The sequence below is a fragment of the Paraburkholderia kirstenboschensis genome (assembly GCF_032806925.1).
Taxonomy (GTDB): domain Bacteria; phylum Pseudomonadota; class Gammaproteobacteria; order Burkholderiales; family Burkholderiaceae; genus Paraburkholderia; species Paraburkholderia kirstenboschensis.
Window position 1 is genome coordinate 2,649,101 of record NZ_CP136513.1, and the last position, 14,001, is coordinate 2,663,101.

General features: G+C 63.5%; 7 protein-coding genes. 6 read left to right on the forward strand and 1 reads right to left on the reverse strand.

Translation table 11 applies throughout. The annotated features are described in order from the left end of the window. Positions 1-184: 184 nt before the first annotated feature. The 5 genes from RW095_RS34635 to RW095_RS34655 all read left to right on the forward strand — a co-directional run bounded on the left by RW095_RS34635 (position 185) and on the right by RW095_RS34655 (position 7,514). A complete protein-coding gene (locus RW095_RS34635) occupies positions 185-1,603 on the forward strand; it encodes a flagellin N-terminal helical domain-containing protein (protein ID WP_317020302.1) in 1,419 nt (472 codons plus the stop codon). A gap of 144 nt (positions 1,604-1,747) precedes the next feature. Next, positions 1,748-3,268 carry a flagellar filament capping protein FliD gene (gene fliD / locus RW095_RS34640; RefSeq protein ID WP_317020303.1) on the forward strand — a complete coding sequence of 507 codons (1,521 nt, stop codon included), beginning with the start codon at positions 1,748-1,750 and terminating at the stop codon, positions 3,266-3,268. Between the two features lie 20 nt (positions 3,269-3,288). Then, entirely contained in the window at positions 3,289-3,588 is a 300-nt protein-coding gene (locus RW095_RS34645; RefSeq protein WP_317020304.1) for a flagellar protein FliT, read from the forward strand. 392 nt (positions 3,589-3,980) lie between these two features. Further along, positions 3,981-6,305 (forward strand): O-linked N-acetylglucosamine transferase family protein, encoded by a 2,325-nt coding sequence (locus RW095_RS34650; RefSeq protein ID WP_317020305.1) that lies wholly within the window; start codon positions 3,981-3,983, stop codon positions 6,303-6,305. A gap of 27 nt (positions 6,306-6,332) precedes the next feature. Further along, the gene (locus RW095_RS34655; RefSeq protein WP_317020306.1) at positions 6,333-7,514 is read left to right on the forward strand and encodes a DegT/DnrJ/EryC1/StrS family aminotransferase; all 1,182 of its coding nucleotides are present in this window, start codon (positions 6,333-6,335) and stop codon (positions 7,512-7,514) included. Positions 7,515-7,519: 5 nt separating this feature from the next. On the opposite strand, the gene RW095_RS34660 is transcribed toward RW095_RS34655, so the two are convergent. Beyond that, positions 7,520-8,182, reverse strand: a complete 663-nt coding sequence (locus tag RW095_RS34660; protein WP_317020307.1) for an acetyltransferase — start codon at positions 8,180-8,182, stop codon at positions 7,520-7,522. A 550-nt stretch (positions 8,183-8,732) separates the two neighbouring features. Between RW095_RS34660 and RW095_RS34665 the strand changes: the two genes are divergently transcribed. Then, positions 8,733-13,664: a beta strand repeat-containing protein gene (locus tag RW095_RS34665; RefSeq protein WP_317020308.1), complete on the forward strand. Its 4,932-nt coding sequence runs from the start codon at positions 8,733-8,735 to the stop codon at positions 13,662-13,664. Positions 13,665-14,001 lie beyond the last annotated feature (337 nt).

Consider the following 14,001-nt stretch of genomic DNA (forward strand, 5'->3'; position numbering starts at 1 on the left):
AAACCCTTGTCGGGCGGGGCGCGCACGCCTTGCCCCTAGTGGCGATTGGATCGCGACAACAGAAAGTCCCTCAAGTTTTTTTTAGGAGGGCCGTCAACCTTCACTGAGGCGGCCAGCAATGAACGAGTGCTTCCGCCGATGCCAACGTGGCGTATTGGGCTCAGGCTTATTTAGGAGATTTTCCATGCTCGGAATCAATAGCAATATCAACTCGCTGGTTGCACAGCAAAACCTCAGCGGCTCGCAAAGCGCCCTGTCGCAAGCTATCACCCGCCTGTCGTCGGGCAAGCGCATCAACAGCGCGGCTGACGATGCAGCAGGTCTGGCCATCGCGACCGGCATGCAAACGCAGATCAACGGCCTGAACCAGGGCGTGTCGAACGCGAATGACGGCGTGTCGATGGTGCAAACGGCATCGAGCGGTCTCGCGCAGATCACATCGAGCCTGCAACGTATCCGCACACTGGCGGTGCAAGCATCGAGCGGTTCGCTGACGTCGGCCAACCAGGCTTCACTGCAACAGGAAGTCTCGCAGCAAATCGCTGAAGTGAACCGTATCGCGTCACAAACGACGTACAACGGCAAGAGCATCCTCGACGGCTCGGCCGGCGTCGTCAACTTCCAGGTCGGCGCAAACGTCGGCCAGTCGATGAGCCTGAACCTGACGCAAAGTCTGTCGGCAGCGTCGCTGGGCGGCGGCTTCGCGCAATCGGGCAACGTGCTCGGCACGTTCACCGGCCTGAGCCTGACAGCTGCCGGCGCGGCAACCGCGGCCGGCGCAACGCCAGCGATCACGCAGATCAACGTTCTGGCCGACGGCAAAGGTGGCTTCGCGTACACCGACCAGAACAATCAGTCCATTTCGTCGACCGCAACAACCGCGCTCTTTCAGACCGCGGCAGGTGCAGGTGGCGCAATGACGCTGTCCGCAGTCGCGGCCAGCGCGCTCGACCCAGCGACGCAACTCTCGTCGATTTCGACCGCCAACGCGGCAACCCCGCCGACCGCTTCGGGGGTCGTGCTCGGCACGATTCAGGGCATCAACGTCAGCGGCACGACGGGTCTTGACGTTACGCCGGGCACGGCTGGCGCGATCACGTCGGTGACGATCAAATCCGACGGCGCTGGTGGCTTCACGTTCGCGGACCAGAATGGCGCCACGCTGGCGTCGGGTGCAGCGACCGGCCTGTTCAACGTCACCGCCGGCACCTCACCGGCCGGCTCGACGATCGCTTTCGCAACGGCACCGACCAGCCAGTTCGCCAACGTCGACAACAACAACCAGCTCTCCACGGTTGCGAACGTCAATGTCAGCTCGGCCACCAGCGCGAACCAGGCGATCGAATCGATCGACAACGCGCTGAGCACTGTGAACAACATTCAGGCGCAACTGGGTGCTGTGCAGAACCGCTTCACGGCAATCGCCACCGGCCAGCAAGCTCAGTCGACCGACCTGTCGCAAGCACAATCGCAAATCCAGGACGCCAACTTCGCCCAAGAAACCGCCAACCTGAGCAAGGCGCAAGTGCTGCAACAAGCTGGCATTTCGGTTCTGGCGCAGGCAAACTCGCTGCCGCAGCAAGTCCTGAAGCTCCTGCAATAAGGGCTTCGCACTGTAACCGCGTACGCACTGCGCGCCATGCGCGGTGCGTACGCGGTAGTTTCGATTCAACGGGAGGCTTGCCTCCCGCAGTGCACTTGAAAGCGACGCAAGCCCTACAGATTCACCGACGCACGGAGCAACCGCATGTCAACGATCTCGTCCGCCACCTCGTCTACCGCGAGTACGACCGCGAGCACCAACGCTGCGCTTCAGCAGGCCGCACAGTCCATCATCAGCGGCTCGACCGGTAATTCGTCGCTGGATGTGTCGTCGCTCGCGACGGCGCTCGTCAACGCAAAGACAGCCGGCCAGTCCACGGCCCTCACCACGCAGAAAACCTCGGACAACACGCAACTGTCGGCAATCGGCACGCTGAAAGCGGCGCTGACCGCGTTGCAAGCCGGTCTGACGTCGTTGTCGGACGGTACGATGCTCTCCAAGTTCAGTGCGACGGCAAGCGGCACCGGAATCACCGCAACGGCCGGCACAGGCGCGGTGGCGGGCACCTATTCGGTTAACGTGACACAAATCGCGACGGCGCAATCGCTGACGTCCGGCGCGTTTGCCGCAACGCAGACGCTCGGCACCGGCACGCTGACGGTGTCGGTCGGCGGCAAGTCGATGAGCGTCGATGTCAATTCGACCAATAACACGCTCAGCGGCATTGCCGCCGCGATCAATTCCGCGAGCGGTAACCCAGGAGTGACGGCGACAATCGTTACCGGCACCGGCGGCGCACACCTTGTATTGAACTCGGCGACGACGGGCGCCGCGAACACAATCGGCGTGTCGGTCAGCAACCTGAATAACAACAACGGACTCTCAAGCCTCGGCGTGACATCGACCGCCGGCACGGGCAGCGCCGCCTCGACCATCACGTCCTCCGGCAGCATCGCCTGGACGCAAAGCACGGCCGCCCAAGATGCGGAGTTCACTATTGGTAGCGTCGCCGCGAGCAGCTCGAGCAATACGGTCACGGGCGCGATCGCCGGCGTGACGCTCAATCTGACGTCCGCGGCGGTCGGCGCCGCGCAGACCCAGACGCTGACCGTGGCGCAGGACACCACCTCGCAAGCGACCACGATCACGAACTTCGTCAGCCTCTACAACACGCTCGTGACGACGATGGGCACGCTGACTTCGTTTGACAGCACTCAGTCGTCGAGCGCGCAAGGTCCGCTGCTGGGCGACCCTACGTTGAACACGATCAAGAACACCCTCAGCACGATCGTCAGCGGCGGCGTCGGCACCGGAACGTCGAGCACCAACCTCGCCTCGATCGGCATCACGCTGCAAGCGGACGGCACGCTGCAAACGGACACGACAACGCTGAACAGCGCCCTGCAGAACAACGCCACGACGGTTGCATCACTGTTTAATTCCACGAACGGCATCGCGGCGCAGCTGAACAACCGCATCACATCGTTCGTCCAGACGGGTGGCGTCATCGATACGCGCACGACCGCGCTCAACAACGACCTGAAGAGCATTGCCACCCAGCAGACCACGCTGGCCGACTACACCATGCAATTGACGAACCAGTATCAGGCTCAGTTCACCGCTTTGAACACCCTGATGGCGACGATGAACAACAACTCCCAGTATCTGACGCAGTTGTTCGGCGGCACGAACAGCCAGGGTTCGCTGTCCGCCAACAAGGCCTGATCGACGAGGAATGACCAGACGTGAACCAGACCACACTGATTGAACACCTGCTGTCGCTCACGCACGCGATCGAAGACGCGGCGGCGCTGGCCGACTGGCCCGAGGCCGCGCGCCTGACCGAGGAACGCTCGCCGCTGCTCGTATCGCTGAGCGCGGATCAGGATCCGGCCGCGCTCGAAATGATCCGCCTGATTCAGGCGATCGATGCGACCGTTCTCGCCAATGCGCAAACAACCCAGGTCGAATTGCAAGCCGAGTACCGCGCGGCAATGATTCGCGCAAAAGCGACCGGCCAGTATCAGCAGGTCGCGCAATTCTGAATGCAACGCGGTCCGCACGATGCCCCGTCAGAAACGGATAACCAGAACAACGCGCTGAAGTCAGGGCGCGCTCACCTCAGGCCCGCCTCTTGCGGGTCTTTTTTCCGCACCGAACCAGCCGCCCTCACGGCTGATACACCTTCTGTGACCTGCCGCAAAGACGGCCTAGCCTACTCGTACGCGCTGCGCCACAGCGCCCACGTGTTAACCCCGATCTTGCAAACAGGCACGGCTTTACAGCTCATCTCACCGGTTCAGGCACGCTTGACGCCGCCCATAATTCTGCTCAGATCGCCAATCATGATTCGACGCCCATGACTCCTCCGCCAGTAGTGCCCGTAGACGCCGCTTCGTCCGATGAGCTCCAGTTTGAGCAGGACTTGGAGATGGTCATGCAGGCCGCGATCGCGGAGCATCAAAATGGCGCGCTCGATAGCGCGGAAATGCTCTATCGGACCATTCTGGAGGCTCGCCCGCACTATGGCGACGCCAACTACAATCTTGGGTTAGTCGCGGTACAAAGGGGGCAATTCGAGGCCGCTTTACCGCATCTGGAAGCGGCAGTTGGGGGCAATCCGGATCAGGGGCAATACTGGGCAAGCTATATCGACGCGTTGCGGCGAGCCGGGCAAACAAGCGCCGGGTGGCTGATGCTGGAGGTAGCCCAGCAGCGCGGCCTGCGAGGATCGGCGGTGGATGCGCTAGTCCATCTGCTTGCTCAGACCGAGGCGCACGCGCCGGCATCGCCGCCCGTTATCAGTGTCGCTTCCAACGTTGCGCATGCCGAGCCCGACAATGTCGGCGCCGTACCTCAATCCGGATCGACGCCGACTTCCTCGAAGCAACGGACGACGGCGACCCGCGGCGCCAAAAATAGCGCGCCAAGCCCACGACAGATGGAAGAAGTCGTGATGCTGTTCAACAGTGGACGCATTGCCGAGGCGGCCGCCGCAGCGCAATCGCTCACGAAACACTTTCCTACGCACCCGATCGGCTGGCGGGTACTCGGCGTCGCAATGCACGCGTTGGGGCGCCATGACGACGCCGTCGAGCCGCTGAGACAGGCAGTCGAACTCGACGCCAATGACATCCAGGCGGGAGGCGTGCTCGCCGATATTCTGAGAATGAATGGAGCGTTCGACGAAGCCGAAGGTCTTTCAAGGCGGCTTCTCGCACTGAATCCGGTTTACGTTGAAGCGCACCGGGTACTCGGTATGATCCTGCACGCACAAGGCCGGCTCGGTGAAGCCGAAGCCAGTTGCCGCCGCGCGATCGAACTGTGGCCCGACGCCAGCGAGACGCACAACACGCTAGGCACGGTGCATCTCGATCAGGGGCGCACCCTGGATGCGGAAGCCTGCTTTCGACGTGCGTTGGAAATCCAGCCAGACAATGCGTTTGCACACCACAACATATTGTTTTGCCTGAGTCATAATCGCGAGATCGACGCGGCGGCGCTGTTCGCTCAGCATTGCCATTTCGCGCAACAGTTTGAAGCACCGCTGCGCCCGGCCTGGCCTCGGCACACCAACCCGCGCGATCCGGCGCGCCAGTTGCGGATCGGTCTCGTCTCCGCCGACCTGTTCCATCATGCCGTCTCGACATTCGTCGAACCCGTGCTCGCTCACCTTGCGGGCAACGAGCATTTGTCGCTGCACGTCTATTACAACTTCACGCGTGAAGATCAGATCACGCAACGTCTGCACGGATACGTTTCGACATGGCAATCGGTATGGGGGATGAGTGACGCGGCATTGGCGGAAAAAATTCGCGCGGATGGCATCGATATTCTGATTGATCTTTCCGGGCATACTGCGCGCAACCGCCTGCTGACGTTTGCCCGCAAGCCCGCGCCCATTCAGGCAAGCTGGATTGGCTATCCCGGCACCACAGGCCTTGCGGCAGTCGACTACTACCTGGCGGACCGATTCCTGGTGCCCGCCGGATTCGAAGATCAGTTCACCGAGAAGATCGCCCGTTTGCCCGCCGTCGCGCCTTTCCAGCCACCAGCCGTGTCGCCGCCGATCAACCTGCTTCCGGCGCTCCGTAACGGCTATGTGACCTTCGGCAGCTTCAACCGTTTGAACAAGCTTCATCCTGACGTGATTGCCCTGTGGGCAAAACTGCTGCGGGCGCTGCCTGATGCCCGAATGGTGGTCGGCGGCATGCCCGAAGACGGCAGCGACGGGGGACTCGGCGAGTGGTTCGCCGCCGAGGGCATTGCGCGGGAACGGCTCGATTTCCGTCCCCGCGCCGCGCTGGCCGCGTATATGCAGCAGCACCATCACGTGGACATCTGCCTGGATACGTTCCCCTATGCAGGCGGTACGACCACCCTTCACGCGTTGTGGATGGGTTTGCCCACGATTACGCTGCCTGGCTCGACCGCAGCCAGCCGCGGCGGCCCCATGTCGCTAGCCCAAGTCGGACTCGACGCCTTCATCGCGCAGGACAAGGAGGATTTCGTTCAGAAAGGCTTGTACTGGGCGTCCAACCTCTCCGAACTCGCGGAACTCCGGACAGGCTTGCGCGAGCGTTGCGCGCAGTCGGCCATGTTCCAGCCGGCGACTATCGCCGCCGGGCTGGCGGGTGCACTGCGGGTGATGTGGCAACGCTGGTGCGCAGGGGAGCCTCCCGTTTCTTTCGACGCGCCCCTTCCCGGCCACCCGGCCGATACCCGCCAAGCACAGCCGGTCGCTGCAACGGACGACGCCTGAAAGGCATATCAAGACATCGAGGCAAGCATGAGTGCCAGCGCCACTGTCCGCGTGGTCCAGCCACAAGCGGATGAAAGGATTTACGTCACCCAGCCGCATCTCGCGCCGCTGCGCGAATTTATCCCCTATCTGGAAAAAATCTGGGACAGCAAGGTATTGACCAACGGCGGCCCGTTTCACCATCAGCTCGAAAAAGCGTTGTGTGAATATCTGGGTGTGCAGCATCTCGCACTGTTCGCCAACGGCACGCTTGCTCTGGTCACTGCGCTGCAGGCGCTGCGCATCACGGGCGAGGTCATCACCACGCCGTATTCCTTTGTTGCGACCGCCCATTCATTGCTCTGGAACGGCATCAAACCGGTCTTTGTGGACGTCGACCCGGACACGCTCAATCTCGATCCCGCGAAAATCGAAGCAGCGATCACGCCCCAGACCACGGCCATCATGCCGGTTCACTGCTATGGCCATCCGTGCGATGTCGACGCCATTCAGAAGATTGCCGATAACTATAACCTGAGGGTGATCTACGACGCGGCTCACGCATTCGGCGTGCAATCCGAGGCCGGCAGCGTGCTGCAGCATGGCGATCTGTCCGTACTCAGCTTCCACGCGACTAAGGTCTTCAACACCTTTGAAGGAGGCGCGATCATTTGTCCCGACGCGAAAACCAAGCAGCGGATTGATCACCTTAAAAACTTCGGTTTTGTCGATGAAGTCACCGTCGTCGCGTCCGGGATCAACGGCAAGATGAGTGAGATTAACGCGGCGTTCGGAATGCTGCAGCTACAGCACATAGACGCAGCGCTGGCCCGCCGCAAGGAAATCGACGCAATGTACCGCGAACTGCTGCGCGACGTGCCCGGCATCCGCTGCCTGCCGGGTGTCGGCGAGAAGACGTCGAACCATGCCTACTTCCCTATCCTGGTGGAGGCCGACTATCCGATTGGCCGCGACGCGCTCTATCAGAAGTTCCGCGACAACGAGATCCATGCGCGGCGCTATTTTTACCCGCTGATTTCGGATTTCCCGATGTACCGTGGGCTGCCTTCGGCGCACCGTGACAACCTGCCAGTCGCTGCCGACGCCGCACTCAAAGTACTGTGTCTGCCGATTTACCCGGCCTTGTCGAACGAAAACATTGAGCGAATCGCGGATATCGTGGCCGGTGAAGTGCGGATCTCCGCGCCACTCGAAGCCTGCATGCGGTAATCTACTTAGAAATAGCGCTCTCCTGCCATCCTGTCACGCACCTTTTTAGCAGGGCTGCCATAGGCGACCGAGTAAGGATCGACGTCCGTCAGGACTGTAGCTCCTGCGCCAACGACACTGTGCTCGCCCACCGTTATTCCGTGACGAAGAACCGCGCCGATGCTGATGGCGGCATATCGGCCGATCCGGCAATTCCCACCCGTCACGGCCCCCGGCGCCAGACTCGAAAAATCGTCCATCATGGAGTCGTGATCCAGCGACGAATTCGTGTTCAAAATACAGAACCGGCCGACCCGGCAGCAAGGATTCACCACCGCTCCGGCCATTAACACAGTGCCGGCGTCAACGGTCGCGCCTCGGCCTACCGTTGCGCGAGGATGAATGGCGCTCACGAACGGCAGTTGCGGGGAATACTCTGCGACCTTTGCCGCGATATTCGACCGCGCCAGGTTGTCGCCGATCGCAATGAGCGCCCCCTTGATATCGTGCTCGGCGACAAGACGTGGAAGATCTGCTTCCGTGCCGAGAATGCGATAGTCTAACGTCTGTTCACCTATCTGCCGGAACGCGTCGATTAACCCGGCAATGCTGTACTTTCCTTCCCGTTCGACAATGTCAATGACCACTTTTGCATGGCCGGACGACCCCACGAGGACGATGTTGTTCATTACGCCTCCTCCATCGGACGTGCTCGACTGACTGGCTGCCCGTTCCCTCATAGGAGCAGGCGCGAATATCCGTCGCCCCCGAAGTATGCCCGTCCCAATTGCATGGGAAAAGGAGAGCGTGCGCGGATGCAGCACGACTCTGCGGCGGCGTAAAGCCAAACCGAATCATATTGTCGACCTGTGCGAGGCGTGTGATCGATCGTTGCCGTGATGCAACTGACACTCCTTTTCCTTTCTCGCACTCTTCCGTTTTCACGTCACAAAATCGAAGCTTTGGACGGCGATCCCGCTTCGCTGGGTGGAGTTGCAAATCCGCTATTTGCGTGGCGCCCGACAACGGTGTCTTCGCCCTTGAGGCCCGCATCGAGCAGAGCCAAACGGCTTGAGAAATGATATAGGCTTCCGGGAAGTTTTGGTAATCGTCCTAAAGTTTTGGTAATCACTCGCCGATAACATGACAGAACTAGGCGTCGATTCGAGGATCGAGGTTCAAAGACAACGAGGGCGGTAAGAACGCCGCTCAGAAAAGACCATAGCTACGGGATGATTCATGACTTCAATCATATCGGCATTGTCGCCGGCGCAAATTTCCGCACTGACGACCACACAAATCGGGGCGCTTTCGACGTCCGACATCGCGGCGTTGTCTACGAACCAAGCCCCCGCGTTGACGACCGCACAAATCGCGGTGATGTCGACCTCCGACATCGTTAGCCTTAGTACGGCCGCGCTGGCGATCTTGTCCTCGTCGCAGCTCGGTGCTCTTTCGAGCGCAGATATTGCTGCGCTCAAGACCAGTCAAGTGAGCGCGTTGTCAACTGCGCAGATCCAAGGCCTGGCGACCAGCCAGGTCGCCGCGTTGACCTACGTGCAAATGGCAGCACTGACGGCTTCGCAGGTAGGCGCGCTGACATCGGTGCAGGTAGGTGCACTATCGACCGGCCAGATCGCCGCGCTGACGGCGACCGACGTAGCTGCGCTGAGTTCGACGCAGCTGGGCGCCTTGTCGACGGGCGACATCGCGGCGCTGAAGACGAGCCAGGTCGCGGCATTGACGTCGGCGCAGGTGGGTGCGCTGTCGACAGCGCAGGTGGGTGCGCTGACGGCGGCCCAGGTCGCTGTACTGTCGACCACGCAAGTAGGCGCATTGACAACGACGCAGGTAGGCGTGTTGTCGACGGGGCAGGTGTCTGCCTTGACAAATCCAGTAGTAGCGGCGCTGAGCTCGACGCAGCTGGGTGCCTTGTCGACGGGCGACATCGCGGCACTGAAGACGACCCAGGTCGCGGCACTGACGGTGGCGCAGGTGGGTGCGCTGTCGACAGCGCAGGTGGGTGCGCTGACGACCACGCAGGTGGGCGCGCTGACGACCACGCAGGTGGCCTCGCTCAGCACGAGCCAGGTAGGCGCGCTGTCGACGGGCGACATCGCGGCACTGAAGACGACCCAGGTCGCGGCACTGACGACCACACAGGTAGGCGCGCTGACGACGCAGCAGGTGGGCGCGCTGACGACCACGCAGGTAGGTGCACTGACGACCACGCAGGTGGGCGCACTGACAACGGCCCAGGTGGCCGGGTTGTCGACCGGCCAGGTCGCCGCGCTGACTAACGCCGACGTAACGGCGTTGAGTACGAGCGAACTGGGTGCATTGTCGACGGGAGACATCGCCGCGTTGAGGACAAGCCAGATCGCCGCGCTGACGACCACGCAGGTAGGCGCACTGTCGACCGCGCAGGTGGGTGCGCTGACGGCGGCTCAGGTCGGTGCACTGACGACCACGCAGGTAGGCGCGCTGACAACGGCGCAGGTAGGCGCGCTGTCGACCGGCCAGATCTCGGCGCTGACGACGACTGACGTGGCGGCGCTGAGCTCGACGCAACTGGGTGCCTTGTCGACGGGCGACATCGCGGCACTGAAGACGACCCAGGTCGCGGCACTGACGGTGGCGCAGGTGGGTGCGCTGTCGACGGCGCAGGTGGGTGCGCTGACGACCACGCAGGTGGGCGCACTGACGACCACGCAGGTGGCCTCGCTCAGCACGAGTCAGGTGGGCGCGCTGACGACGGGCGACATCGCGGCACTGAAGACGAGCCAGGTCGCGGCACTGACGGTGGCGCAGGTGGGTGCGCTGTCGACGGCACAGGTAGGCGCGCTGACGACCACGCAGGTAGGCGCACTGACGACCACGCAGGTGGGCGCACTGACAACGACGCAGGTAGGCGCACTGTCGACCGGCCAGATCTCGGCGCTGACGACGACTGACGTGGCGGCACTGAGCTCGACGCAGCTGGGTGCCTTGTCGACGGGCGACATCGCGGCACTGAAGACGACCCAGGTCGCGGCACTGACGACCACCCAGGTAGGTGCGCTGTCGACGGCACAGGTAGGCGCGCTGACGACCACGCAGGTGGGCGCACTGTCGACCACGCAGGTGGCCTCGCTCAGCACGAGCCAGGTAGGCGCGCTGTCGACGGGCGACATCGCGGCACTGAAGACGACCCAGGTCGCGGCACTGACGACCACACAGGTAGGCGCGCTGACGACGCAGCAGGTGGGCGCGCTGACGACCACGCAGGTAGGTGCACTGACGACCACGCAGGTGGGCGCACTGACAACGGCGCAGGTAGGCGCACTGTCGACCGGCCAGATCTCGGCGCTGACGACGACCGACGTGGCTGCGCTGAGCTCAACGCAGCTGGGCGCCTTGTCGACGGGCGACATCGCGGCGCTGAAGACGAGCCAGGTCGCGGCATTGACGTCGGCGCAGGTGGGTGCGCTGTCGACAGCGCAGGTGGGTGCGCTGACGGCGGCCCAGGTCGCTGTACTGTCGACCACGCAAGTAGGCGCATTGACAACGACGCAGGTAGGCGTGTTGTCGACGGGGCAGGTGTCTGCCTTGACAAATCCAGTAGTAGCGGCGCTGAGCTCGACGCAGCTGGGTGCCTTGTCGACGGGCGACATCGCGGCACTGAAGACGACCCAGGTCGCGGCACTGACGGTGGCGCAGGTGGGTGCGCTGTCGACAGCACAGGTAGGCGCGCTGACGACCACGCAGGTGGGCGCGCTGACGACCACGCAGGTGGCCTCGCTCAGCACGAGTCAGGTGGGCGCGCTGACGACGGGCGACATCGCGGCACTGAAGACGACCCAGGTGGCGGCACTGACGGTGGCGCAGGTGGGTGCGCTGTCGACAGCACAGGTAGGCGCGCTGACGACCACGCAGGTAGGTGCACTGACGACCACGCAGGTGGGCGCACTGACAACGGCCCAGGTGGCCGGGTTGTCGACCGGCCAGGTCGCCGCGCTGACTAACGCCGACGTAACGGCGTTGAGTACGAGCGAACTGGGTGCATTGTCGACGGGAGACATCGCCGCGTTGAGGACAAGCCAGATCGCCGCGCTGACGACCACGCAGGTAGGCGCACTGTCGACCGCGCAGGTGGGTGCGCTGACGGCGGCTCAGGTCGGTGCACTGACGACCACGCAGGTAGGCGCGCTGACAACGGCGCAGGTAGGCGCGCTGTCGACCGGCCAGATCTCGGCGCTGACGACGACTGACGTGGCGGCGCTGAGCTCGACGCAACTGGGTGCCTTGTCGACGGGCGACATCGCGGCACTGAAGACGACCCAGGTCGCGGCACTGACGGTGGCGCAGGTGGGTGCGCTGTCGACGGCGCAGGTGGGTGCGCTGACGACCACGCAGGTGGGCGCACTGACGACCACGCAGGTGGCCTCGCTCAGCACGAGTCAGGTGGGCGCGCTGACGACGGGCGACATCGCGGCACTGAAGACGAGCCAGGTCGCGGCACTGACGGTGGCGCAGGTGGGTGCGCTGTCGACGGCACAGGTAGGCGCGCTGACGACCACGCAGGTAGGCGCACTGACGACCACGCAGGTGGGCGCACTGACAACGACGCAGGTAGGCGCACTGTCGACCGGCCAGATCTCGGCGCTGACGACGACTGACGTGGCGGCACTGAGCTCGACGCAGCTGGGTGCCTTGTCGACGGGCGACATCGCGGCACTGAAGACGACCCAGGTCGCGGCACTGACGACCACCCAGGTAGGTGCGCTGTCGACGGCACAGGTAGGCGCGCTGACGACCACGCAGGTGGGCGCACTGTCGACCACGCAGGTGGCCTCGCTCAGCACGAGCCAGGTAGGCGCGCTGTCGACGGGCGACATCGCGGCACTGAAGACGACCCAGGTCGCGGCACTGACGACCACACAGGTAGGCGCGCTGACGACGCAGCAGGTGGGCGCGCTGACGACCACGCAGGTAGGTGCACTGACGACCACGCAGGTGGGCGCACTGACAACGGCGCAGGTAGGTGCGCTGTCGACCGGCCAGATCTCGGCGCTGACGACGACCGACGTGGCTGCGCTGAGCTCAACGCAGCTGAGCGCCTTCTCGACGGGCGACATCGCGGCACTGAAGACGAGCCAGGTTGCGGCACTGACGGTGGCGCAGGTGGGTGCGCTGTCGACGGCACAGGTAGGCGCGCTGACGACCACGCAGGTAGGCGCACTGACGACCACGCAGGTGGGCGCACTGACAACGACGCAGGTAGGCGCACTGTCGACCGGCCAGATCTCGGCGCTGACGACGACTGACGTGGCGGCACTGAGCTCGACGCAGCTGGGTGCCTTGTCGACGGGCGACATCGCGGCACTGAAGACGACCCAGGTCGCGGCACTGACGACCACCCAGGTAGGTGCGCTGTCGACGGCACAGGTAGGCGCGCTGACGACCACGCAGGTGGGCGCACTGTCGACCACGCAGGTGGCCTCGCTCAGCACGAGCCAGGTAGGCGCGCTGTCGACGGGCGACATCGCGGCACTGAAGACGACCCAGGTCGCGGCACTGACGACCACACAGGTAGGCGCGCTGACGACGCAGCAGGTGGGCGCGCTGACGACCACGCAGGTAGGTGCACTGACGACCACGCAGGTGGGCGCACTGACAACGGCGCAGGTAGGCGCACTGTCGACCGGCCAGATCTCGGCGCTGACGACGACCGACGTGGCTGCGCTGAGCTCAACGCAGCTGGGCGCCTTCTCGACGGGCGACATCGCGGCGCTGAAGACGAGCCAGGTCGCGGCATTGACGACCACTCAGGTGTCGGTCCTGTCGACCGCGCAGGTGGCCGCGCTGGCGTACGCGCAGGTGGCGGCGTTGACGACCACTCAGGTTCAGGGCGGACTGTCGACGGCCCAGATCGCCGCGCTGGCGACTGGCCAAATCGCGTCGCTGACGACTTCTGACGTCGCGGCCCTGAGCACGACACAGCTTGGTTCGCTGTCGACGGGCGACATCGCGGCGCTGAAGACGGTGCAGGTGGTATCGCTGACGACCACGCAAGTGGCGGCGTTAACGACCACCCAGATCGCTGCGCTTACGACGACCCAGGTGGGCGCGTTGACTAGCGCGCAGGTTAGCGCGATGTCTACGACGCAGGTGGCGTATCTGAACCTTTAAAGCAGGCGGCCGCGAGCACGTGTCGGTCCGATCGGACAAAGGCGGAAGTCGTCGCCGAAGCTGTTCGGGCCGGGACGGGCAAGTGGTGCGGTGAATCGAGAGAAACAGCCGGACGGCGATAGCATGCCGCCCGGCGTTTCTTCACAGTTTCAGCGATTCGCGCCGGGACTTTGTGCTTTGCGCAAGCAGCAAGTAGATATACTCGCCGTGGGCAAGACTTCTGGCAACGATCGGACGATCACCGGCAAGATCTGTCGGTTGAAGTGCCGAGACCACGCGGCAGCCGCGGCTATGTGCCTCGTACCCGCGAGCTAACAATTTCTTCTAGTGACCGGTA